Consider the following 24,714-nt stretch of genomic DNA (forward strand, 5'->3'; position numbering starts at 1 on the left):
AATAATAATTTAGGTGCATGAAGAATCGTGCACCTATTTTTTTTGCCCTCTTTCTGCTAACCCATATTGTTATGGGGCAAAGCAGTTCTTATCTAACTCAGCTAGGAGTAGAAGATAAATTGTACTCAGATGTATTCAAGAAGGATAAGACTATTTGGGTTCATATGCCTGCCGATTATGAAGAAGGTAATGGGGTGGTTTATCCAGTTGTGTTCTTGCTAGATGGTGGAGTTTTCTTGCCTCAGCTGGCAAGTATCTTACATGCAGAGTCTCCTGGATTTATGCCAGAAATGATCATGGTAGGGATTTCTAATCGAGAAAACCGAACATTGGATCTCACAACTTCTAAAGTGGACTTGCCGTATATTTCCGCTTCAGGAGGTGCTGCTGATTTTTCAGAATTTATTATTACGGAACTTATCCCTTACATTGACAAAAATTATCCGACGACACCTTATAGGACGCTAATCGGGCATTCCTATGGCGGACTTTTCACCTTGAATATGATGTTGCGGCATACTAATCAATTTAGAAATTATCTAGTAATAGATCCGTCGCTCGACTGGGATCAGCAAAAGTTTTTCAAGGAGTTAATGTCAGAGCTGGATCAGTTGCCATTTAAGAATACAAGTTTATACCTCGGAATAGCGAATGAGATTCCGAGATTTAGTGATGAATTAACGCTAGAAACGGTCGTTAATGATCGCTCTGATTTTAGTCTTAACATTAGATCGAATCTTGAGTTTGCGAATTTAGCGGAGAAGATGGAGTCAGAGGAGTTTAGATTTGGGTGGAAGTTTTATGAGGATGAATTGCACGGTACCATTCCTTTAATTTCGATGTTTGATGGTCTGAAGTGGATGTTTGATTGGTATACCATCCAGTCGCCATCTAAGTTTAATCATCCAGAAACACCTATCGATGAATTAATCACGATGATAGAAGATCGCACAAAGATGCTATCTGATCATTTTGGATATCCTGTATATGGATTTCCTGAAGACTTATTAGATATGCTGGGACATATGAATCTGGAGATGGGAATGCCTGAAAAGTCCTATAAGTTTTTCAAGATTAATCAGAAGTATTACCCAGAGCATGAAAATGTCTACAGTTCGATGGCTGATTATTACATTTCTATTAAATCGTATGAACGGGCGATATTAGAAACGGAAAAAGCATATGAAATAAGTGGAAATGAGGAATTTAAAGAAAAAATTAAGCGGATCAAGTCGATGAATAAAAAATGAGGGGCAAGACTGAAAATTCAGCTCGCCCCCATCTATTACCAAAACCCATAAAGATTCTTACTTAATTGCGATCTCTATCGCCTCTTTTTCTTTCGCCTCTTCTTTCTTGTCTAACGAAATGGTTAGGATTCCGTTATTGTATTCCGCTGAAATTTGATCTTTATTTACCGTTTTTGGTAAGAAAAATCTTCGTTTAAACGATTCGTAGTTAAATTCTCTTCTTGTAAACTTTCCGTCTTCAGATTCTACTTCATTTTTTACGTCAGCGCCTACTATTAAGTGGTTTTTATCCACTTTAATGGTAAAATTTTCCTTCTCTAATCCAGGCGTTGCGAATGAAATAATGAACTTCTCATCAAGTTCAACAATATTTGCCGCTGGTTGGTTCACAGTATAATCAGTTCCTATAAAATCTGAAATAGATCTATTGAATATTTCATCGCCGAATGGCTTAACTCTTTTTAAATACATGATATATAGTTTTTTAACTTTTTTCTAAAATGGGAGGTGCACTTGTGGCACCTCATTATTATTGATTAGCCTATGGTTATTTCCTTAGGGCCATTGTCGATATCTTCTTTTCTCTTGCCGATATGGATGGTTAAGACACCATTTTTAAGGGTCGCATCAATGGTAGAAACATCTACCGTTTCTGGTAACTTGAAAGTTCTAGAAAAAGTACCGTACTTGAATTCTGTTAGCTTATAAGTTGAATCTTGCTCCACTTCTTTTTCAGCTGACATGGTGAGTACGTTTTTTTCAACTTTTACTTTAATGTCTTCTTTCTCCATTCCTGGGACAGCTAGATAAATCTCGAATCTATCTTTGAATTCTTTTACGTTCGCTGATGGTTGAGAATATTTGTTCTTTTTCTCATCAACTGCATGATTAATTGTTGTGTTAAAAATCTCGTTTAAAACACGATCAATTTGTGGGAAGATTTCAGCTCCTGACTTGTTATTTTTTGTTGTATACATGATATTAATTTTTTTTGTTTGATTTACTAGTTAATAATCAATCGATGTACCAAAGCAGGAATTAGGTCAAAGTGGCTGAAAACGGCTGTAAAAGCATGACATAAAGGCACTTTATCTTAAATCAATATGCCAAAATGGCGGTCTAAGTTGGTGTTTCTTTGATTGGTCGGAAGGGGAGCTATGATTTTTTGAACATAAAGGAGGGTTAGTTAATGATGATAAATCAAAAATTGACCTAAATAATCACCAAGCAGAACAGCATCTATTTCAAATTTATTCTAGAGAAGGAGTGTCAATTCAGTAAGTCTATAAAAGATAATATGCTACACACCAAAAGGTGTACTTGTAACATCTATAGAAGAACAGTAATTATTTACTAATTTTGTATTTATGAAAGCAAGTAACATCATCATATATATTTCTTTAATTATTCTGGCCTTTTCATGTAGTGAAGAGTTCCAAAATAAACTAAAGTCGAACCCTAATGCTTTAGGAACAGCTAATCAAGTGGTCGTGATTGCAGACCAAGATCTTTGGGATGGCATCGTTGGAGATACTTTTAGGATGCTTTATGAAGCGGCCTATCCGATGCTTCCGAGGCCGGAATCCATATTTGACTTGAAACATTATACACCGAATGACTTAGAAGCTGGTCCATTACGTAAAGAGTTAAGAACTTATTTGTTTTTAGCTGACTTGAGCAACCCGAATTCACCTACAGTCCAGTCTGTTGCTAGGGATTTAGGGGAAGAAAAGATTATGACCATAAAAAAGGAAGGTGTTAAAAACACAACAGTGGGAAGAGATAAGTGGGCTATGGGTCAATTAATGCTTTATGTGGTAGGAGAAGATCAAGAAAAATTGATAGAGAACATTACCAAAAGTTTTCCGTCTATAAGCAAGAAGGTTTATCAGCATGATTATAAACAAATTAAAGGGTACACTTTTGCAGCAGGTTATAACAAAGCTATTTCGAGTGAGATAGAGGAGAAGCTCGGAGTCAAGGTTCAGGTTCCAGCAGATTACATTAAAGCACTTTGGGACGAAGAGGAAAAGTTGATGTGGATCAGAAAAGAGACTTCAGAATCGACCTTTGGTATGGTGTTGAAATCCTTAAGCTATGAAAGTGAAGACCAGCTTTCTAAGGAGTTTCTGAAAGAACAAGTGAATCAGTTTGGGAAAGATTATGTGAAGACTAATACTGAGGGATCTTATATGGTAGTGAATGACGAAGATCTACCTCTTTACACGAATACCATTGAAATAAATGGTCAATACGCTTATGAAATGCGTGGAATTTGGGAAACGACTAAAGATTACATGGGTGGGCCATTCTTCGCTTATGTAATTATCGATAAATCTCAGAAGAAGTTACTGTTTATCTTAGACTTCTTAATGGCACCAGGAAAAGAGAAAAGAGACTTAATGCAGCAAATGGAATTGATGACGAATACGGTCGAGTTTTTATAAGGTATAGTTAAGAAAAAGGCGATTTAATTAATGGCCACACAATAAAAAAAGAGCCTGTCTTGTATGAAGATAGGCTCTTTTATTTTTTATAAGCACGTCGATAAAGCGAGTACTTTTATGTTTAAATCTTAATTCGTCAAATACATACTTCTGTTTCGATCTAATTCTCTAAAGAAAGGATCTTTTAAGTCTTTTATAAAACGAATCGCCTCACCGGTTGATTTCATCTCAGGCCCTAATTGTTTATCTACATTCGGGAACTTATCAAATGAGAATACTGGAACCTTAATAGCGTAGCCTTCTAGTTTTTTGTCAATTTCGAAATCCTTAATTTTCTTAGTGCCCATCATAACATGTGTTGCAATTCTAAGGAAAGGAACTTGATATGCCTTCGCAATAAATGGAGTAGTTCTAGAAGCTCTAGGATTCGCTTCGATCACATATACGTGATCATCTTTTATTGCAAATTGTATATTTATTAGTCCTCTGATATTAAGCGCTTTCGCAAGTTTCTCAGTATAGATCACCATTGTTTCGATGGCCTTGTGAGAAAGACTGTATGTAGGTAGCATTGCTGAGCTATCTCCAGAGTGGATACCTGCTGGTTCGATGTGCTCCATGATTCCCATAACGTGAACTTGCTCTCCATCGTAGATGGCATCAATTTCCGCCTCTTTCGCTCTTTCTAGGAACTGATCTATTAAAACTTTATTATCTGGCATGTGCTTGAAAATAGTAAGCACTTGTTTTTCTAATTCTTCATCATTAATAACGATCTTCATTCTTTGTCCACCTAGAACATAAGAAGGTCTTACCAATACTGGATAAGTTACACGAGCAGCAATTTCTATTGCTTGATCAGCATCATCTGCAACTCCGTATTCTGGATAAGGAATGTTAAGATCTTTAAGTAAATCCGAGAAGCGTCCACGATCTTCTGCAAGATCCATATCATCGAATTGTGTTCCGATTATTTTTATGCCTCTTTCCTTGAACTTCTCTGCTAATTTTAATGCAGTCTGACCTCCCAACTGGACAATTACACCTTCTGGTTGTTCTAGTTCAATGATTTCCTCAATATGTTCCCAGAAGACAGGTTCGAAATAAAGCTTATCTGCGATATCAAAGTCAGTAGAAACTGTTTCAGGATTACAATTAATCATGATCGCTTCGTATCCAGCTTCTTTAATTGCCATTAACCCGTGAACGCAACAGTAGTCAAATTCTATTCCTTGCCCGATTCGATTTGGTCCAGAACCTAGTACGATAATTTTCTTCTTATCTGGTGTAGGAATACTTTCATTTTCCTTATCAAATGTCGAATAGAAATATGGTGTCTGTGCTTCGAATTCTGCCGCACAAGTATCTACCATTTTATAGGTTCTACGGACATTTAGTGACTTCCTGTGATTTGTTACCTGATCTTCTCCCACACGCATTAACCACGCAATTTGGGCATCTGAATAACCTAGTTCTTTGATTTCTCTCAGGAATTCTTCTGAGATATCTTCAGGAACATTTAATCGCTGAATTCTTTCTTCTATTTTAACGAGCCTTTTGATTTGCTTTAAGAACCAAGGATCTATTTTGGTCAATTTTTGGACAGTATTCAAAGGAACGCCAAGTCTTAAAGCATCTTTTACTCTGTATATTCTATCATCTCCTGCTCTTTCTAATCTAGTCAGAATATCTTCTGTTCTGATCCACTCTTTTTTATCTGCTCCTAGACCACTTCTATTGTTTTCTTGAGACTGACATGCTTTTTGCATCGCTTCTAGAAAGTTACGACCGATTGCCATTACTTCACCTACTGATTTCATCTGCAGGCCAAGAACTGGATCTGAGCCGTGAAATTTCTCGAAATTCCATCGTGGCATTTTTACGATAACATAATCTAATGTTGGTTCGAATAAGGCTGAAGTGGTTTTAGTAATTTGATTTTTGAGCTCATCTAAGTTATATCCGATGGCCAATTTTGCAGCAATCTTCGCAATAGGATACCCTGTTGCTTTAGAAGCTAGTGCCGATGATCTGGAAACTCTTGGATTTATTTCTATGCAAATTAACTTCTCCGTAACGGGATCTTGTGCGAATTGCACATTACATCCACCTGCGAAGTTCCCCATAGATCTCATCAGCTGAATTGCATCGTTACGCATTTGCTGGTAAGCCGTATCACTAAGTGTCATCGCCGGAGCAACCGTAATGGAATCTCCTGTATGGATTCCCATAGGGTCTAAGTTCTCGACGGTACAAATAATAACAACATTATCATTCGAATCTCTTAAGAGCTCTAATTCAAATTCTTTCCAACCCAATACCGCTTTTTCAACCAATACTTCGTGCGTCGGAGAAGCGTTCAGACCTCTTCTCAAAGCCTCGTCGAATTCTTCTTTATGCATTACGAATCCTCCACCAGTTCCTCCTAGAGTATAAGAAGGTCTGATTACTAATGGGTAACCAATTTTCTGAGCAGCTTCTTTCCCTTCTAAGAAAGAGTTCGCGATAAAAGAAGGAGCGACATGTTGACCAAGTTTGATCACATGTTGTTTAAAATCTTCTCTATTTTCAGCGAGTTCGATGGCTTCTAGGTCTACACCTATCATACGAACACCATACTTTTCCCAGATTCCTAACTTACCAGTTTCGATGGCCAAGTTTAGTGCAGTTTGTCCACCCATCGTAGGGAGCACGGCATCTATTTGGCGCTCTTCAAGTATCTCTTCGATACTTTCAGGTGTTAGTGGTTTTAGATATATGTGATCTGCAGTAACAGGATCGGTCATTATGGTTGCTGGATTAGAATTGATCAAGCTGACTTCAATTCCTTCTTCTCTTAAGGAGCGAGAAGCTTGGGATCCTGAATAATCAAATTCACAAGCTTGACCAATAATAATTGGTCCACTTCCAATAATTAGTACTGATTTAATCGAATTGTCTCTAGGCATTCCGGATAGGATTTATCAAGTTCGCGCAAATATATGTTGAAAAAGATAAAATGAGGAATTAGGTGGAATTAAATAACTTGAATTATTATTTTAATTTTCGTGGAAAAGGGTGGATAGCCCTGACTGTATTAACTTTGTGACTAATTATTAATCCTGCATAAAATTGATTAATCTTTTATGAAATTCATTAATAAAGGTGTGAAAAATTGAAATTTTAAATATTTGTATCAGATGATCGTACAATAGTATAAAGTTTGCCTAGTAATTTTGTCATTTTATAAATCCCTTTTTTTTAGATTTGCCGAACTATGAAAAAAGTCCTAATTACTGATGGTGTTCATCCTTCTATTATTAAAGCAATAGAGCAATTAGATTTCGAAGTTACTTATATTCCTAAAATGGCCTATGAAAAATTGGGACCGATCATAAGTGAATATGAAGGCATCATTATTAATAGCAAGATCATTATGAATAAAGCAATGATCGATAGAGCTGAAAAACTTCATTTCATAGGAAGATTAGGATCCGGATTGGATATCATTGATTTAGAATATGCAGCGGAGAAAAACATAGAAGTCATTAGTGCTCCAGAAGGGAATTGTAACGCAGTAGGAGAGCATGCGATGGGAATGTTGCTTGCACTTGCTAATAATATGCTAAGAGCTGATGCAGAAGTTAGATCGTTTAAGTGGAATAGAGAGAAGAATCGAGGATTTGAACTAGAGGGCAGAAATGTTGGAATCATTGGATATGGACATACTGGTCCAGCATTCGCAGAAAAATTGCAAGGATTTAGGTGCAATATATTTGCGTACGACAAGTATAGAAAGCATTTTGGTGATGAAAAGCGTTTAATTAAAGAAGCCAGCCTAGAAGAAATAAAGGAAAAGTGTGAAATTATAAGTATCCACTTACCACTAACACCAGAAACCAAGTATTTTGTTGATCTCAAGTTCATAGATGAATGTAAGAACAACCCCATAATTATCAATACCTCCCGTGGGAAGATTTTAAAGATTGATGATTTGATATCTGCTTTAGAAGCAGGAAAAGTAAAGGGGGCTTGCTTAGATGTATTTGAGAATGAGAAAACCCAGACATTTACTGCGGCAGAAAAGGAGATGTATGGAAGATTGTATGAGTTTGAAAATGTGATTTTGTCACCACATATAGCAGGGTGGACGAAAGAATCAAAGAAGAAGATTGCTTTGACTTTAATTCGTAAAATTCAAGCACATATGAATAAGAGGGGAGACAAATAGAGGATTTATTAAGATAAAAGATGATTAATCTCATTACTCTTTGTAGTAGTGAAAATGAAAATGCTATTTTTGTTTTTGCTTTTTTTACTAAGAAGCTATAATTAGGAATTTATGAAAAGATATTTACTTTCTACTTTATTACTTGTTTTCGGAATAATCTCTTCCTACGCACAGACGTCTCTAGAAGGGAAGATAACAGAGGAAGGTTCTTTAGAGCCAGTAATTTTTGGTACAGTAGCCCTTTATAAAGGTGGAGTTTTAATTTCTGGTACGGAATCAGATTTAGACGGAAATTACATTTTCTCTAATATTGATCCAGGAACTTATGATGTAGAAGTTAGTTTTATCGGACTTGCTACCCGTAGAGAGAATGGTGTAGTTGTGAAAAACGGAAAGTCTACAAAACTTGATTTTTCTCTGAAAGAAGAAGGTGTCGTATTAGATGGTATAGAAATCGTTGATTACAAGGTTCCGTTAATAGATTTTGATAATACCACATCACAGAAAACCGTAACATCTGAAGCAATTAGAAATATTCCTACTAGAAGTGTGAATAGAATTGCAGCAACTACAGCTGGACTGACTTCTACTGATGGTGGAGCAATCTCTATAAGAGGGTCAAGGACTAATGGTACAGATTATTATGTAGATGGAATAAGAGTTTCTGGATCTACGCTTCCATCATCTGAAATAGAACAACTTCAAGTAGTTACTGGAGGTTTAGAAGCAAAATATGGAGATGTAACAGGAGGTATAATTTCGATTACTTCTAAAGGGCCATCAAGTAAGTATTCTGGAGGACTAGAATTAGAATCATCTGAATATCTAGACGCATTTGGTTATAATCTGGCTAACTTTAACATGAGTGGTCCAATATTGAAGAACAAAGAAGGAAACTCACTAATTGGTTTTAGAGTGTCCGGTCAGTATACCTATACACAAGATAATAGCCCATCAGCAACAGGTGTATATCGCCTTTCGGAAAGTAAAATCAGAGAACTCGAAGAAAATCCTACTTATGAGTTAGATGGAGCAATGCTGCCAAGTGGTGAATTGTTGACACTTGCTGATGTAGGAAGTCCGCTTGCAACAAGTCCGAACGATGAGAATGAAGCAATAAGTCTAAATGCTAAGATCGACGCACAGTTAAGTAAAGCAATAGACATTTCGTTTTCTGGAAGTTATAATAATGGAGCGAATAGATTTACGCCAAGTAATCAATGGGCGCTTTTGAATTGGACGAATAATCCTTATAGCTATACAGATCAATACAGAGGAAATTTTAGATTTAGACATCGTCTAGGACGTCAAAGTATAGATCAGAATAAAGAAAAAAGTAGTGGAACCGTTATTAGAAATGCCTCTTATACTCTTCAGGTTGGAGTAGAAAATAGTCGAAGAAACCTAGCTGACTTGAAACATGGTGAGAATCTTTTTGACTATGGTTTTTATGGTAATCAAGAGTTTGATTCGCCAGCATTTATAGGAGTTGTAGAAGATACAAGTCAGTGGAATACTGGAACTATGCAAGAACTATTTTCTAATGTGTTTTTTGATCACATCGACTTTAATGATGAAAATGCCATCGGAGAATACATCAGAGATGAAACCATTAATCCAGTTCTTTCTAAATACCAAACCGTTAATGGAAACTTACTTGGAGGAGCTACAGATATCTGGAGTTCTACCTATTATAATAATGTAGGGAGAAATTATAATGTCGTTAATAAGTTTAATAATGATACTTATACGGTCAATGTTAATGCCCAGTTTGATCTATTGCCGAATGGTTCTATCGAAAATAGACATAATATCCAATTCGGTTTCATTTATGAACAGCGAGCGAACAGAAATTATAATATTAACCCAATGGAACTTTGGCAATTAGCAGGGCAACAGGCTAATGCACACTTTACTGGGGTGGATACAACAACATTAAGTGGGGATACAACTTTTCTTACCTTGGGAGGTATCGTTTATCCGTTTGAAACGTATGAAAGAAGATATGAGGATCGTGCAGATAATTTATTTTATAGATCTATCAGAGAGAAACTCGGACTACAATTGACCGATTATGTGAATGTCAATGGTTTAAAACCAAGTGACTTGAGTCTGGATATGTTTTCAGCTTCTGAATTAATAAATTGGGGAGGAATAGGAGTTGATTATTATGGATATGATGTTTACGGTAATCAATTGAATTCACAACCTGCGTTTAATGATTTCTTTACAGCACGTGATGAAAATGACAGACGGACATTTCCTGTTGCAGCGAATGAACCGATCTATGGAGCCGCTTATATTCAAGATAAATTTAGCTATAAAGACTTAATACTGAGAGTTGGTGTAAGGGTGGACTATTATGATGCGAATACCAAAGTCTTAGAAGATCCATATTCTATATATGGAATAGAAAATGCTGAAGAATTCTCATCAAGAACGGGAATAGAGCAACCAGCTTCTATTTCTAATGATTATAAGGTATATGTTTCAGGAGAAGAATCTAATGAAGTCGTTGCATATAGACAAGGTGATCAGTGGTATAATACAAGTGGAACAGCAACAGAGGGAAATTTACTATTCCCTGGTGGATTAGTTTTCCCTTCCTATAAGATCCCAGGTCAAAACATCAAATCACCAGATTTTGATCCAAATTCATCATTCGTAGATTATAAACCACAGGTTAACTTTATGCCAAGGGTGAGTTTTTCTTTTCCTATTTCTTCAGACGCTGGATTCTTTGCTCATTATGATGTAAAAGTTCAGAGACCACCTTCTAACAATGTATTCACACCTTTAGACTACTACTTCTTTACGGAAATAGATAGGTTAAATCCTGGAGGTAGCCCAGCGAATAATGCAAATTTGAAACCTGAAAAGACGGTGGATTTTGAGGTAGGATTTCAGCAAAAAATATCAACTTCTTCAGCGATCAAGGTAAGTGCTTACTACAGAGAGATGAGAGATATGATACAAAGAAGGTATTTTTTATTCGTACCATTTGTAACTCAATATCAATCTTATGGAAATATTGACTTTGGAACAACGAAAGGGTTCACTTTCGGATACGATTTGAGAAGAACGAATAATATTGAATTTTCTGCAAGTTATACTTTACAGTTTGCGGATGGTACTGGATCAAGTGCAAACGGAGTTAGTACGGAAAGAGGAAATATTAGAGTTTTATTACCACTATCATTCGATGAGCGACATAGATTTGTATCGAGTATCGATTATAGATATGGTTCTGGAAAGAAATATAATGGACCTAGTGTGAGAGGTGTACCACTTTTCGAAAACATGGGACTTAATGTACAAGCAGTTGCTGTTTCAGGACAACCTTACACTAGATTGCAAAATGCTTCTCCTTTCAGTGGATCGGGATATACAGGAGATATCAATGGGGCAAGACTTCCTTGGTCTCTAAACTTAGATGCTCGATTAGATAGAACTTTTGTAATTGGAGGTAAAGCGATGAAAAATCGTTTGTTTATCAATACCTATGTTAGGGTAACGAATGTATTAGATAGAAGGAATGTAATCGGTGTTTATCCAGTAACAGGATCTCCTGATGATGATGGATATATTGTTTCAAGATTTGGTCAAGATAGATTACGACAAATTGAGGAATCGGGTAAGAGTGTAGATAGCTTTTTAGCAGCTCACTCCTGGAGAATGAATGATGGAGGTAATTATACCTTGCCTAGGAATATCATTTTAGGTATTGTTTTCAATTTTTAAAATAGCGAATTCAGAATATATGAGAATTTATACATTAAGAATTAGTCTTTTTGCATTATTGGTTTTAGGTTTTGCGAGTGCTGTCCAGGCACACATTAATCCTAAGCTGCATAAGTTAAAAAAAGAACTTACGAATAATAGTCAAGTATCTTTCCGAGAGGATTGTGTGCCTGCAACAGAGCAGGTGGATATGGCGATTAATAACGTAAGAGCCAGACTAACAACCGGTGGTGATGTGTGGTGGAATTTATCAGAAGGTCGTTATGTTGTTCCTAAAGTACCAATAGGTTCAGGTTTGGATGAAGTTTCAGCCATTTTTGCTGGAGCAGTTTGGTTAGGAGGATATGACCCATCAGGGAACTTGAAAATGGCGGCAGCTACTTATAGAAGTAGTTCAGATAATGATTTTTACCCAGGTCCGATAGATCCTATATCTGGGACGACAGAATTACAAACCTGTGAAAACTGGGATAGGTTCTTTACAGTAACAGGTGAAGAAATTGACGAGCACTTAAGAAAGTTTGAGTTGTCTAAAAGAACAGGAATTCCTTATGATATTGATTCTATTCCCGATGGTGTAAAATACTGGCCAGGAAAAGGAAACCCTTATTTTTTAGAGAAGTTCCAATTTGAACTTCCGAATACAGAACAAGCACTAGGTTCATTCTGGGATGAAGACTTTTCTAATGATTATGATCCAGTTAATGGAGATTATCCAATCATTGAAATTAGAGGTTGTCCTCTTCCTCAATATCCTGATGAGATGACTTTCTGGATATATAATGATGCTGGTGGAGCACACACAGCAACTCAGGGACAAAAAATTCAAATGGAAGTTCAAGTTCAAGCATTTGCATATGCTACGAACGATGCTATAAACGATATGACTTTTCAGCGCTACAAACTTATTAATAGAGCGCAAGTGGATATCGGAGATTGTTATTTTGCAATGTGGGTGGATCCTGATTTAGGTTGTTTTACAGATGATTATGTAGGTTGCGATACAACAAGAAGTATGGCTTACGTATATAATGAAGATGAGTTAGATGGTGCGAATGGGTGTACTTGTGAAGGAGGTGTAACCACTTACTGCGATGAAATTCCGATGTTAGGAATAGATTACTTTAGAGGACCTTTATCACCAAAGAAATTCGGTCCTAATGGAACATTAATAGATCTCCCACCAGGAGATCAAAGTAGCCCAGATACACTTGTGGAACTAGGGATGTCTTCTTTTATATATTATAACAATGGAGGTATCGGCCAACCAATCGATGGAACTACGGATCCGGATATCGATGTGGAGTATTATAACTACTTAAGTGGATTCTGGAAAGATGGTCTACCTATTACATTAGGAGGTTCTGGTTACAACATAGGAAGTACAGATACTACTAAATTTGTATTATCAGGTGCACCTAATGATCCGGTAAGATGGTCTATGTGTACAGCAGGCTTGCCTTTCGGAGATAGAAGGACAATTCAAGCTTCTGGTCCTTTTACCTTGAAACCACAAGCGATTAATGAGTTAATCATCGGTGCTGTTTGGGTTCCTAATTTTGATTATCCATGTCCTGATATTACAAGATTACAAGCAGCTGATGATTTAGCGCAGAATCTATTCAACAGTTGTTTTGAAATAAAAGATGGTCCCGATGCTCCAGATATGGACATTGTAGAATTAGATAGACAATTGGTTATCATTTTAACAAATGACACTATTTCATCTAATAATGCTTTTGAGCAGTACAAAGGAGTGGATTTATTAGCAACGGATGATGTTAGTGATAGTTTATTTGTGTTCGAAGGATATAAAATTTATCAATTAGCTAATCCACAAGTAACTCCTCAAGAGTTAGATGATATAGAAAAAGCGAGGTTGATCAGACAGGTCGATTTAAAGAACGAAATTACAGAACTTTACAATTGGACCTCTACTGTTAATCCTTACCAAGGAAATTCACAATTATTATGGTCTTTCGACAGGAAAGTAGAAGGTCAAGATCAAGGAATAGAGCACGCATTTAATATAACGACGGATGAGTTTTCTACTACTGATAAGAATTTAGTAAATCATAAAGAGTATTACTTTATGGTACTAGCCTATGCTTATAATAATTGGGATGACTTCGATCCTGCTACAGGAGTTGGTCAGCAAATGCAGTACTGTGAGGGAAGGAAGAATATCAGGGTTTATACTGGAGTTCCGAGAACTCTTGCTTATGAGAATATCAATAGTTTTTACGGTGATGGTCCTATAGTTACAAGACTAAGAGGAGCTGGAACAGGAACTAACTTTTTGGATCTTGAAGAAGGGATGTATGAAAAAATCCTTAATAATGAGACGGAAGGTAGAATAACTTATAAAAGAGGCCAAGGTCCAATTAGTGTGAAAGTAATTAATCCAATTGAGTTACAAGATGGGAAGTACACATTAGAAATCATTGGCGGATCAAACAACAGTGGTGCATTAGATGATAATGCATATTGGCAGATTACGAGAGAGGAAGATGGAAGGATTATACGCTCTGAATTTCCGATCAACAGAGTAAACGAGCAAGTGGTTAATGATTTTGGTTTTTCTGTAAGTGTTAGCCAGTTAGGTGAGCCAGGAGATCAAGAAGATCCAAGGAATGGAGTGATAGGAGGAGCGATAGAATATCAAGATGCTAACGGGCAAGATTGGTTATTAATGATAAGCGATGACACACCCACATTTGCTGGAATTTATAATTTCGTTAAAAATCGTAATGGAGAAGTTGATTTTGAATTTGACTTAGAGCAGAACCTTAATAATGTAGGAAATACAGGATTTATTCCATTTTGGATAGGTGACTACAGAGCTACAGGACCTTATATAACTCCAGCCTATAAAGATGCCGCTGGACATGCGTTAGTAAGAGGAAGAACAAGTATGAAGGATATCAATAATGTTGATATTGTTTTTACTTCCAATAAAGATTTATGGAGTAGATGTATTGTTGTAGAAACAGCGCATTCAGATTTCAGAGATGCAGGATTTAGCACAATTGGAGACACTAAGCAGTTTGATTTAAGGGACTCTCCATCCGTTGGGAAATCAGATAATGATGGCGATGGACTTGCGGATCCTGATGGGACAGGAACAGGATATGGTTATTTCCCTGGATATGCTGTAGATGTAGAAACTGGTGAGCGATTAAATATATTTTTCGGTGAGAATTCAAGTTACAATGCTGATTTTGCAGCACTTTTACAAGACGAGAAAGCAATCGGAGCAGATATGATGTTCAATCCAAGTTCAGAACTTTTTGCAGAACCGCCAGCAGGAATTCCTGCTACTTTGTGGAATTTTGTAACAGGAGGACAACACACTATTTATGTTACACGTCAAGAATATGATGGATGTGAATACATTGGGACTAGACTAAATGCAGGTGCACCAACTTTGAGAAAGTTAAAAGCACTAGAAACGATTACATGGGCGGGTATACCGATGTTAAGAGAAGGTTCAGAGCTATTGTCTTATGCAGATGGAGTAATTCCGAACGATGTGACAGTGAAGCTGAGAGTTCAGGACAAGTATAGACTAGAGAATGATTATGATTACTCTGCTACTAGTTTCGAGCCAGTAGATGGAAATCCATTGTACGAATTTGAATTTAGAGGGCAAGCGGCTAGTGATCTAGTAGAAGAAGAATACAAAGGTGCGCTAGAGAATATTAATGTTGTTCCTAATCCTTATTATGCTTATTCTGCATACGAAGTTAACCAGTTTAATAATATAGTAAAGATTACAAATCTTCCTCCTAGAGCAATCGTTACGATTTATTCACTAGATGGGAAATTTATACAACAATTTAATCGAGATGAAAAGGGAGTGGCTCAGAATTCAAGGTCTAATCCTGGAATTAACGAGACACAGCCAACACCTGATTTAGAATGGAACTTACGAAATAGTAGTGGTATTCCGATTTCAAGTGGTGTTTACTTAATTCATGTAGCAGCTCCAGATTTAGGTGAAGAAAGAACCGTTAAGTTTTTTGCAATTAATAGAAAATTTGATCCTTCCGGATTATAAAATTATAAGATAAGATGAAGAAAGTTTATTTATCATTATTACTCATTTTCAGTATTAGTTTAGTTTTTGCTGGAAATCCGGATCGACAAGGAGAGGCGGGAGCAAGTGAATTGCTATTGAATCCTTGGGCGAGAAGTGCAGGACTTCATGGTCTATCTACCTCATTCATTAGTGGTGTGGAATCTATGAGATTCAACGTTGCAGGTTTAGGTAGAATAGAAGGGACGGAGTTTCTTCTAGGAAATACAAGATTGTATGAAGGTTCTGGAATCAGTTTGAACGCGATCGGATTTGCTAGCAAAGTAGGAGAACGAGGTGCATTAGGATTAAGTATTACTTCTATGGATTTCGGTGAGATTCCGATTACAACTGTTAACCAGCCAGAAGGAATAGGAGGGAATATTAATCCATCGTTTTTTCATATCGGTGCAGGTTATTCATATACCTACGCGAATAAAATTTCTGTAGGAGCTTTAGTGCGAATTATATCTGAATCTTTAACAGATGTTTCTGCTTTCGGAGCTGCTCTAGATGCAGGTGTTCAGTATGTAACTGGAGAAAAAGATAACTTTAAGTTAGGTGTTTCATTGAGGAATGTCGGTACACCAATGCGATTCGCAGGTGAAGGCCTATCATTCCAATCAGGTAATCCAGATGGTACAGCGAATTACCTTTTAACTGTTGGTCAAAGATCTCAGAAATTTGAATTGCCTTCAGTATTAAATATTGGAGCTTCCTATGATATTTATATAAGTGAGACATCTTTTGTAAGAGCAGCGGGTAATTTCACATCTAATGCTTTTTCACGAGATAATATTGGATTAGGAGCAGAAGTACACTTTAATGACTTTTTAGTCTTAAGAGGAGCATATAAGTATGATATAGGTTCTGTTCCTGGAGAATCAACAAATAATATTTACACAGGAGTTGCTGGTGGTATTTCTTTAAATATTCCTTTTAAGAAAGGTAGTTCAAGAAATATCGGAATAGATTATGCATATCGAACAACAAGTCCATTTCGGGGAACTCATAACATCGGAATAAAGTTAAATATATAATAGATTTAAAATTATTATCTTAGCAAGGTCGTTCATACGATCACTAAATTGAAATTAATTTTGCGTTCCTGCCTATCTGGTTAGGAACGCTTGCATATTAACGAAAATATAAAATACATTAGATATGAGTAATATATCTTACTTTACCCAAGAAGGGTACGATAAATTAGTAGCTGAGTTAGACCGACTCAAGTCAGAAGGAAGACAAGAAGTGGCAGCAGCAATTGCTGAAGCAAGAGAAAAAGGAGATCTTTCGGAAAATGCTGAATACGATGCAGCTAAGGATGCTCAAGGTCTTTTAGAGATGAAGATAAATGAGATGGAGAAGGTGTATGCTAATGCAAGAATTATAGATGCTAGCCAACTAGATTCTTCTCGTGTAACCGTATTATCTAAGGTTGAATTGAAAAATGTTAAAACAGGTAAAGAAATCTTTTATCAGTTAGTAGCAGAGACAGAAGCCGATATTAAACAAAAGAAAATTTCAGTGAAGTCGCCTATAGGACTAGGATTGCTAGGAAAGGCAGTTGGTGATATAGCAGTGATTGTTACGCCTGGTGGTAACTTGGAATTTGAAATTATAAGTATAACGCTGTAACCATGGCAAGCATCTTTTCTAAAATAATAAAAGGCGATATTCCCTGCTATAAAATTGCAGAGACTGAAGACTATTTTGCTTTTTTGGATATTAATCCTTTGGCTAAGGGTCATACACTTGTTATTCCGAAACGAGAGGAAGATTATATTTTCGATCTAGGTGATGAAGAATTAGCAGGATTAATGTCCTTTTCGAAGAAGATAGCCAAGGCAATAGAGCAAGTTGTTCCATGTGAGCGCATTGGGGTAACCGTAATTGGATTAGAGGTTCCACACGCGCATGTTCATTTAATTCCGATTAACACTGTTCGGGATATGGATTTCGGTAAAGAAAGAGTAAAGCTGACTGAGGCAGCATATAGTGAATTAGCTACAAGTATAAGAAGTGCACTAAAAGTAGTATAATTGGCTAGATGGATAATTACACAATACTAAGTATCGCAAGTTTTGTAGTTGTCGTATTCTCCTTGTTTTTTTCGTTCTTCCTCTTCACTGTCAAGTCTGATAACAAGCTTAGCAATAGAATTTTAGGGACGCTACTATTTCTGAATGCTATAGAAATAAGTTCATTCTTCTATCATAGATTTATAGATGTCCCTATGGTTTTAGAGATGTTCCGAATAGATCTGACCATCGCTAACCAACCATTGCTATACTTTTATGTGCTTAGTTTAATCTACGAGGACTTTAAGCTTTCACGAAAGCATTTGCTTCATTTTATTCCCTATATAATAAGCTTCGTTGTGCTCATTCCGAGGTTCTATGGTGTAGATGCCGCTGGAAAAGAAGCATACTTTAACAACTACTTATACAATCCTGAAACACAGTTTGTCATCACGATGAGCTATGTCCAGTCTATAGTATATAAAGTTTTAATTTTTTATGTTTTAGCGAAAGCTAGAAAAATTACATTGGAGAATTTCTCAAGCTTTTATGCTAATAATATCAAATGGCTTTTTCAACTTAATATATTTTCCGCCATAATTCTACTATTGGTACTCTTTAAGACCTTTTCTAAGTTCGTAGTTGAAGACGCAGAATCATTGAATTTTATTAGGATAATGGTCGTCATTCTAGTGCTAATATTCACATGTTGGCTAATCTTAAAAGCACTTTACAAGCCAGAAATTTTCAGAGGAATAAAAACCACTCAGAAACCTGTAAATGCTATCCTAGAAACTGAAAATAATCCGCCAAGAACTGAAAAAGTCGATGAAAAGATTCAAAGCCTTGAAAAATTTATGTTAGAATTGAAGCCATTTCTGAATCCAAACTTAACCATACAGTCACTCGCTAACAAAGTAGATCTTCCAGTTACAGAACTTTCTTTATTAATAAACCACTATATCGGAAAGCACTTTTTTGATTATGTTAATGAGTATAGAATCAAAGAAGCAATGAAAGAGCTCAAGGATCCGAGAAATATGAAGATGACTATTTCGGAAATCCTATATCAAGTAGGTTTTAATTCTAAATCTTCTTTCAATACCGCGTTTAAAAAATTTACCTCTATGACGCCGTCAGAGTTCCGTAAATCCGCTGATTAATAGTTGTTTACGAAATAGTACTACGTCTTTTTAATAAAGTCGAACGAATTTTATAGGTACGAATGAGTTCGACTTTCCTTAGTCGGTCGACTCGTGGTAGATATCATTGCACATTTGTAAAAAAAGAAAGAATTATGAAAAGTGTTTTATCAATCATCTTTATGTTTTCAAGTTTTGGAATTTTTGCACAATTATCTATTTCGGGAAGTGTCTATGAAGGTAGTACACCTTTAGAATTTGCTACAGTTGTATTATATGATAGTACATCATCTATCGTAGACTCAGACATTACAAATGAAAATGGTGGTTTCTATCTAGAAGCAAAGAAGGGCACTTATCATTTAGAAATTACCTATATAGGATTAAGTACTTATGGTAGTCAAATTGAATTAACTGCCGATATGGATATGGATGCAATATATATGATTACTAGTTCACTAGAACTGGATCAAGTTAATATAGTAGCAAAGAAAAGACTCATCGAGCAAAAGCCTGACAGACTGATATTTAATGTTGCTGGAAATATTGCATCGAAAGGCGGAAATGCCATGGATATAATGAAGATCGCTCCAGGTTTAATTGTCAGCACTGATGGCATTTCCATGATAGGAAGATCAAATGCTAGGATACTTCTGAATGGAAGACTTTTACAACTAGATGGTGAAGCACTTGTTGAATTTATATCTGGATTGTCTGCAGAAGATATTGAAAAGCTAGAAATAATCACTAATCCCCCTGCTCAATATGAAGCTGCTGGAAGTGGAGGTCTTATTAATATAGTTTTAAAGAAAGGGAGGAGTAATTCATGGAAGAATGGGATTAATGTATCATACAATCAAAGTTTGTATGACTTCTATACTTTTTCAGATCAGTTCAATTTGAATAGAAATAAAGTACGTCTTTCAGCTTCTGTGAGCACTGACTTAGGTCACAGGTGGGAGAGAGAAGGTATTGCTGTCCAGTTTCCAGGTCAAGAATGGGATATGGAAATGAATTCAAAAAATAGTGTTTCGAGATTTACTGGAAAACTACTTTTCGACTATGATGTAAATGAAAAGTGGACAACAGGGGTTCAATACTTTGGAAGCATAGGGAATCCTGGCTTTAATAGTTTAGCTATTACTTCTGTAGGAGGTGATGATGTAGAGGAGTCTTACCACCTAGTCAATAATAGCACACGAGCAATTAATTTACAAAATCAATCATTTAATTTTCATAACAAATGGGCTTTAGATTCAGCAGGAAGGACTATTGTTTTGGACTTGGATCTATTCGAATATAAAAACTCATTTACTCAGAATACTGATGTAGATTTAGAATCCGATAGTAATCAGTTTATAGAAAAAAACTTATTCGTTGAAAATAATGCTGATCAGATCATTAGAAATCAAAGTCTTAAATTGGATTTTGTTCAGCCATTAAGTCTTCTAGGCCTGAGTTATGGACTAAAGTACAGTCGTATTAAATCAATTAATGGAATTCTAAGTTATAATTTAATGAGTGGTGAGCCTGTTCTCGACCAATTATTGTCTAATGAGTTTGACTATACAGAACATACATCAGCAATATATGTAAGTGGTAGTAAAACTTTCAGTCCTAAGTTTTCTGCAATCATTGGATTAAGACTAGAAAGCACTAATACGACAGGCGTCTCAGAAACGTTAGGGCAAGAGAATACCAATCAATATTATAAATTATTTCCGTCTTTTTTTACTAGTTATGTAGCAACAGAAGCATCTAAGTTTTCTTTCAACTATGGACGGCGAATCAATAGACCTGGATTTAGAGATCTGAATCCATTTAGAATCTATATCAATGATCAGTCTTATTCGGAAGGAAATCCATTCCTTCAGCCATCATTCTCCGATAATTTTGATTTCAATCATACTTATAATGGGGTCTTTAATTCTAATATTTTCTTTAATTATCTTACCGATGGATTTGGGACTGTTTTTTCTGCGGATCCAATAACCCAAGAGCAAGCAACGATCAGAAGAAACTACTTTACGAATTATAATCTGGGAATTGGCGAACGAATAAGTTTAGAGCCAACCAATTGGTGGAGTACACAAAACCAAATTTATCTTATTCAGTCCAGCTCTAAGTTTGATGATACAGTAGATGGAGTAGAGCAAAATGGAATTCAATTCTATTTTTCTACAAGTAATTCTATTTCGATGGGTAAGAACAGTAAGGCTCAAGTAGATTTCTGGTATCGTCCAGCATACAGAAGTAATATCTTCGAAGTAGGTGAGACATACAGTCTAGATTTATCATATAGTCGCTCTTTTCTAGATAGTAAGTGGAACTTATCTATTTCTGCTAATGATATTTTAGACAGTGCAAGTTACGATTACCTTGCTTCAGTTGTTAATGGAGTAAAGACCGTCTATAGTCAGAATTATAGTAGTAGAAATCTTCGTGTAACATTAAGCTATAATTTTGGAAACAAAAAGATTAATGTAGGTCAGCGTGATGGGGGAAATGAGGAAGAAAAAAGACGTAGTAATTAAGATACTACTTCACTCGGTCTTGATTATTATTTACAAAACTAGACCAATCTTTATATTTTTTTCCTCCGCCTAGCGGACCCATGCTTTGATGTGAGTGGGTAACGGCGACAGCTAGAGCATCTGTAGCATCTAGATACTGGTCATGAAATTTCTTCTTAAGGAGTTGTGAAAGCATAGCAGCAACTTGTTCTTTCGAAGCATTTCCGTTACCTGTCACACTTTGCTTTATTTTTTTCGGAGAATATTCCATAATTTCAAGACCCATTGTCATTGCAGCAGCCATAGATACTCCTTGTGCACGGCCTAGCTTAAGCATACTTTGTACATTCTTTCCGAAAAAAGGAGCTTCGATTGCCATCTGATTAGGGAGGTAGGTTTCAATGATTTCCTGAATTTGAAGAAAAATTTCTTTCAATTTCGTCGTGTGGTCTGGAAAAGAAGCCAATTTGATAACGCCCATATCAAGAATCTTGTATTCTTTTTTAATGACATCAATTACAGCAAAACCCAATATATTTGTGCCTGGATCAATCCCTATAATTCTATTCTTTATCAATTCCATATAACGAATATGCGATTAAACTTTTACCTTGCCAGCAAAGATGGTTATAAAATCTAATAAAAATGTCCTATGGTGGAACTTGATCCTTAAATCTGTATTTATAGGAGTTTTGCTGTATTTTCTATATCGTCAGCTTTTTCTCAATAATGACCTTAGTGAATCGTGGTCGCATTTCAAATTGAATTTCCAGAATGGAGAACAGTATTTTGTTTTTCTCTGTATCTTACTTATGCCCCTAAACTGGGCAATCGAAAGTAGAAAGTGGCAAATTCTAGTTAATCCCTTTGAAAAAATTAGCTTTTTTAGATCTTTCAAAGCGATTCTAAGTGGAATAAGTATCGCGCTTTTGACACCGAATAGGATCGGAGAATATGGTGGACGAATGGTTATGGTGGAACCACAAAATAACTGGCGGGCAGTAATATCAACCTTGATTTCTAGCTTTGCCCAAAACATATGGAATATTGGCCTTGGATTGCTGGCTGCCATTGTCTTAATGCATCAGCAAGGCAGAATGGAGAGTTATCTATACTTTTCGGGACTTGCAGTTGGTTTGATCTTATTATCACTTCTTATTTTCCTATACTTTAACATTGACCTCGTCACAACTATTCTGAAAAGATTTAAACGCTTCAAGGTTGTGGAGAAATCATTGTTTCACTTGAAGTTATTAAAAGAGTATAAATCATCACAACTATTGAGTGTGCTGGCACTGGCATTATTGAGATATGCTGTGTACATGGTGCAGTATTTATTCATCCTCTATTTTTTCGGTTTAGAAATCAATTTGTGGAGTGGATTAATCGGAATATCTACGATTTTTTTAGTGCAAACGAGCCTTCCTTTGCCTCCAGTTCTTGGCTTTTTAGCAAGAGGAGAAATTGCACTTCTTGTATGGGAAATGTATCATTTTAATGAATTATCGATACTTGCATCCTCTTACATTTTATGGTTTTTGAACTTGATCATCCCTTCTATAGCGGGCGCTTTGATCATTCTTTCCAGTAATTTAACAAGAACTTTAGGATTAAGCAGAAATTATTTTAAATAAACTTACGTTATACCAGTAATGAAAATAAAATCAATATCCATCTTTATAACGCTAGCGCTAATGCTGGTAATGCCTTCTTTCCTCACAGAAGAGGAAGCATCCTATGAAGATATTACAAATGATGATTGCAACACTGTCAATAACAGTTTCGGGCAGGGTGAAAAGATCGTCTATAAAGTATATTATAACTGGAATTTCGTGTGGTTATCTGCGGGTGAAGTCACCTTCGAAGTAAATGAGACAGATCATGAATATAGAATATCAGCGACTGGAAGAACATACTCTTCTTACGAGTGGTTTTTCAAAGTGCGGGATTATTATTTCACTTATCTAGACAAAGAAACCCTACTTCCACATACGTTTATACGGGATGTGCAGGAAGGAAATTATACACTATATGATAAAGTCAATTTTGATCAAGTAGCGCAACAAGGAACATCTAAAAGAGGGAAAACAAAGGAAGAAGCTAAGTTGCAGACCTTCGAATTTGATAATTGCATGCATGATATGCTTTCTTTAATATACAAAATGCGGAATCTGGATTATGAGCATATTGGGGCAGGGAAGTCGATTCCAGCGAAAATGTTTCTAGATATGGAAACATACGAATTAGACATTAGGATGAAGGGTAAGGTTCCTAAGAAATGGGTGAAAGGATTAGGTTACTACAATACCTTTCAGATATCACCTGAGCTTATTGCGGGAGAAGTGTTCGATGAAGATGCGCAGATGAATATTTGGGTTTCAGATGATGAAAATAAAATACCATTGATCATAGAATCTCCGGTTTCAGTAGGTTCCGTAAAGGTAGTTTTAAAAGAGTATAGCGGCTTAAAGCATCCATTCTCCAGTAAAGTTGAGAAATAGATGACGAAATCACTAAAGTATCTATTTTTCATTTTGCTTCTAGGAGTTGTTGTATTTCTTGTATACCAATTCAGGTTTTACTTTCAGCCACCACAACCTAATATCATAAGTAGCAAAGAAGTTATTCTAGAGCGGTTAGAGAAAGTTAATAAGTTAATCACACTGGAGGCATATTATTCAGAAGTTAAAGATTATAGTGATTACTATTACTATGATATTAGTTTGCTTAGAAAGAAAGCACTCGTTCGAGTAAAGGCCAAAGTAAGCATTGGCTATGACTTCAAAGATATTAACATGGTTGCGGATGAAAGCACAAAGACTGTAACCATAAAAGGTTTCCCAGATCCTGAAATTTTGTCTATAGATCACGATATAGATTATTATGATATTACGGAGGGTACTTTTAATTCGTTCACCACATCAGATTATAACAAACTGAATGCGGATGCGAAGGATTTTATTCGAACCACTGCGGAAGAGAACGAAACAATTTTCAAAGAGGCTTCAGAAAAAAAGGATGAATTAATCGATATGTTTAGCTGGATGTTGCAAGCTGCAGGCTGGGAATTGAAAGTTTCATCTAATAATCAGGATGTTAAAAAGCTAGAAAATTCATATTAATCGAATAAATTTTATACATTGCGGTTGATTTATGTCAATAATATGGCGCAGATGAAATTGAAGCTTTTAAGTCCTCATGGTAAGCCTTAATACCCTTATCACCTGTAGAACATCCTTTTGAACGCTTTTGTATAACCTGCGCCACCTTTTATTCTGACATCGCATCATTTTAACAAACATTTCACTCCAC

The 24,714-nt window shown here is 36.0% G+C and carries 17 protein-coding genes; 13 read left to right on the plus strand and 4 right to left on the minus strand.

Annotated elements, in window-relative coordinates; all coding sequences use genetic code 11:
• Nucleotides 1-17: 17 nt before the first annotated feature.
• Nucleotides 18-1,250: an alpha/beta hydrolase gene (locus L2586_RS18455; RefSeq protein ID WP_235294421.1), complete on the plus strand. Its 1,233-nt coding sequence runs from the start codon at nucleotides 18-20 to the stop codon at nucleotides 1,248-1,250.
• 57 nt (nucleotides 1,251-1,307) lie between these two features.
• Here the strand turns inward: L2586_RS18455 and L2586_RS18460 are convergent, their stop codons facing one another.
• Together L2586_RS18460 and L2586_RS18465 are read right to left on the minus strand one after the other, a co-directional pair.
• Entirely contained in the window at nucleotides 1,308-1,721 is a 414-nt protein-coding gene (locus tag L2586_RS18460) for an Hsp20/alpha crystallin family protein (RefSeq protein WP_235294422.1), read from the minus strand.
• A 65-nt stretch (nucleotides 1,722-1,786) separates the two neighbouring features.
• Complete coding sequence (locus L2586_RS18465) at nucleotides 1,787-2,227, minus strand: Hsp20/alpha crystallin family protein (RefSeq protein ID WP_235294423.1); 441 nt, start codon at nucleotides 2,225-2,227, stop codon at nucleotides 1,787-1,789.
• A 390-nt stretch (nucleotides 2,228-2,617) separates the two neighbouring features.
• On the opposite strand from L2586_RS18465, the gene L2586_RS18470 reads away from it, so the two are divergent.
• Nucleotides 2,618-3,697, plus strand: coding sequence for a DUF4837 family protein (locus tag L2586_RS18470; RefSeq protein ID WP_235294424.1), 1,080 nt, complete (start codon nucleotides 2,618-2,620; stop codon nucleotides 3,695-3,697).
• A 128-nt stretch (nucleotides 3,698-3,825) separates the two neighbouring features.
• On the opposite strand, the gene carB is transcribed toward L2586_RS18470, so the two are convergent.
• Nucleotides 3,826-6,645 (minus strand): carbamoyl-phosphate synthase large subunit, encoded by a 2,820-nt coding sequence (carB, locus tag L2586_RS18475; protein ID WP_235294425.1) that lies wholly within the window; start codon nucleotides 6,643-6,645, stop codon nucleotides 3,826-3,828.
• Between the two features lie 308 nt (nucleotides 6,646-6,953).
• Between carB and L2586_RS18480 the strand changes: the two genes are divergently transcribed.
• From L2586_RS18480 to L2586_RS18515, 8 genes are all read left to right on the plus strand, one after another.
• Nucleotides 6,954-7,907 (plus strand): NAD(P)-dependent oxidoreductase, encoded by a 954-nt coding sequence (locus L2586_RS18480; protein ID WP_235294426.1) that lies wholly within the window; start codon nucleotides 6,954-6,956, stop codon nucleotides 7,905-7,907.
• A gap of 111 nt (nucleotides 7,908-8,018) precedes the next feature.
• Complete coding sequence (locus L2586_RS18485) at nucleotides 8,019-11,648, plus strand: carboxypeptidase regulatory-like domain-containing protein (RefSeq protein ID WP_235294427.1); 3,630 nt, start codon at nucleotides 8,019-8,021, stop codon at nucleotides 11,646-11,648.
• A gap of 19 nt (nucleotides 11,649-11,667) precedes the next feature.
• Nucleotides 11,668-15,708, plus strand: coding sequence for a hypothetical protein (locus tag L2586_RS18490; RefSeq protein ID WP_235294428.1), 4,041 nt, complete (start codon nucleotides 11,668-11,670; stop codon nucleotides 15,706-15,708).
• 14 nt (nucleotides 15,709-15,722) lie between these two features.
• Nucleotides 15,723-16,766, plus strand: coding sequence for a PorV/PorQ family protein (locus L2586_RS18495; protein ID WP_235294429.1), 1,044 nt, complete (start codon nucleotides 15,723-15,725; stop codon nucleotides 16,764-16,766).
• Between the two features lie 124 nt (nucleotides 16,767-16,890).
• Nucleotides 16,891-17,364, plus strand: a complete 474-nt coding sequence (greA, locus tag L2586_RS18500; RefSeq protein ID WP_235294430.1) for a transcription elongation factor GreA — start codon at nucleotides 16,891-16,893, stop codon at nucleotides 17,362-17,364.
• A 2-nt stretch (nucleotides 17,365-17,366) separates the two neighbouring features.
• Nucleotides 17,367-17,768, plus strand: coding sequence for an HIT family protein (locus L2586_RS18505; RefSeq protein WP_235294431.1), 402 nt, complete (start codon nucleotides 17,367-17,369; stop codon nucleotides 17,766-17,768).
• Between the two features lie 8 nt (nucleotides 17,769-17,776).
• Nucleotides 17,777-18,910 (plus strand): helix-turn-helix domain-containing protein, encoded by a 1,134-nt coding sequence (locus L2586_RS18510; RefSeq protein ID WP_235294432.1) that lies wholly within the window; start codon nucleotides 17,777-17,779, stop codon nucleotides 18,908-18,910.
• A 134-nt stretch (nucleotides 18,911-19,044) separates the two neighbouring features.
• The gene (locus L2586_RS18515; protein ID WP_235294433.1) at nucleotides 19,045-21,423 is read left to right on the plus strand and encodes an outer membrane beta-barrel family protein; all 2,379 of its coding nucleotides are present in this window, start codon (nucleotides 19,045-19,047) and stop codon (nucleotides 21,421-21,423) included.
• Nucleotides 21,424-21,427: 4 nt separating this feature from the next.
• On the opposite strand, the gene ruvC is transcribed toward L2586_RS18515, so the two are convergent.
• Entirely contained in the window at nucleotides 21,428-21,985 is a 558-nt protein-coding gene (ruvC, locus tag L2586_RS18520) for a crossover junction endodeoxyribonuclease RuvC (protein WP_235294434.1), read from the minus strand.
• Nucleotides 21,986-22,013: 28 nt separating this feature from the next.
• On the opposite strand from ruvC, the gene L2586_RS18525 reads away from it, so the two are divergent.
• From L2586_RS18525 to L2586_RS18535, 3 genes are read left to right on the plus strand one after another with little or no spacing between them, the layout of a single operon-like run.
• A complete protein-coding gene (locus tag L2586_RS18525) occupies nucleotides 22,014-23,036 on the plus strand; it encodes a lysylphosphatidylglycerol synthase domain-containing protein (protein ID WP_235294435.1) in 1,023 nt (340 codons plus the stop codon).
• An 18-nt stretch (nucleotides 23,037-23,054) separates the two neighbouring features.
• Nucleotides 23,055-23,903, plus strand: coding sequence for a DUF3108 domain-containing protein (locus tag L2586_RS18530; protein ID WP_235294436.1), 849 nt, complete (start codon nucleotides 23,055-23,057; stop codon nucleotides 23,901-23,903).
• Nucleotides 23,904-24,524: a DUF4230 domain-containing protein gene (locus tag L2586_RS18535; protein WP_235294437.1), complete on the plus strand. Its 621-nt coding sequence runs from the start codon at nucleotides 23,904-23,906 to the stop codon at nucleotides 24,522-24,524.
• Nucleotides 24,525-24,714 lie beyond the last annotated feature (190 nt).

It is taken from the genome of Portibacter lacus (genome assembly GCF_021533215.1).
Taxonomy (GTDB): Bacteria; Bacteroidota; Bacteroidia; order Chitinophagales; family Saprospiraceae; genus Portibacter; species Portibacter lacus.

What these genes read in the sequence shown, in the direction of transcription:
- L2586_RS18460 (WP_235294422.1), bottom strand. Translation starts at nt 1,721, where the DNA reads ATGTATTTAAAAAGAGTTAAGCCATTCGGCGATGAAATATTCAATAGA.
- L2586_RS18510 (WP_235294432.1), top strand. Translation starts at nt 17,777, where the DNA reads ATGGATAATTACACAATACTAAGTATCGCAAGTTTTGTAGTTGTCGTA.
- L2586_RS18535 (WP_235294437.1), top strand. Translation starts at nt 23,904, where the DNA reads ATGACGAAATCACTAAAGTATCTATTTTTCATTTTGCTTCTAGGAGTT.
- L2586_RS18465 (WP_235294423.1), bottom strand. Translation starts at nt 2,227, where the DNA reads ATGTATACAACAAAAAATAACAAGTCAGGAGCTGAAATCTTCCCACAA.
- L2586_RS18455 (WP_235294421.1), top strand. Translation starts at nt 18, where the DNA reads ATGAAGAATCGTGCACCTATTTTTTTTGCCCTCTTTCTGCTAACCCAT.
- L2586_RS18470 (WP_235294424.1), top strand. Translation starts at nt 2,618, where the DNA reads ATGAAAGCAAGTAACATCATCATATATATTTCTTTAATTATTCTGGCC.
- carB (WP_235294425.1), bottom strand. Translation starts at nt 6,645, where the DNA reads ATGCCTAGAGACAATTCGATTAAATCAGTACTAATTATTGGAAGTGGA.
- L2586_RS18495 (WP_235294429.1), top strand. Translation starts at nt 15,723, where the DNA reads ATGAAGAAAGTTTATTTATCATTATTACTCATTTTCAGTATTAGTTTA.
- L2586_RS18480 (WP_235294426.1), top strand. Translation starts at nt 6,954, where the DNA reads ATGAAAAAAGTCCTAATTACTGATGGTGTTCATCCTTCTATTATTAAA.
- L2586_RS18490 (WP_235294428.1), top strand. Translation starts at nt 11,668, where the DNA reads ATGAGAATTTATACATTAAGAATTAGTCTTTTTGCATTATTGGTTTTA.
- L2586_RS18530 (WP_235294436.1), top strand. Translation starts at nt 23,055, where the DNA reads ATGAAAATAAAATCAATATCCATCTTTATAACGCTAGCGCTAATGCTG.
- L2586_RS18515 (WP_235294433.1), top strand. Translation starts at nt 19,045, where the DNA reads ATGAAAAGTGTTTTATCAATCATCTTTATGTTTTCAAGTTTTGGAATT.
- L2586_RS18485 (WP_235294427.1), top strand. Translation starts at nt 8,019, where the DNA reads ATGAAAAGATATTTACTTTCTACTTTATTACTTGTTTTCGGAATAATC.
- greA (WP_235294430.1), top strand. Translation starts at nt 16,891, where the DNA reads ATGAGTAATATATCTTACTTTACCCAAGAAGGGTACGATAAATTAGTA.
- ruvC (WP_235294434.1), bottom strand. Translation starts at nt 21,985, where the DNA reads ATGGAATTGATAAAGAATAGAATTATAGGGATTGATCCAGGCACAAAT.
- L2586_RS18505 (WP_235294431.1), top strand. Translation starts at nt 17,367, where the DNA reads ATGGCAAGCATCTTTTCTAAAATAATAAAAGGCGATATTCCCTGCTAT.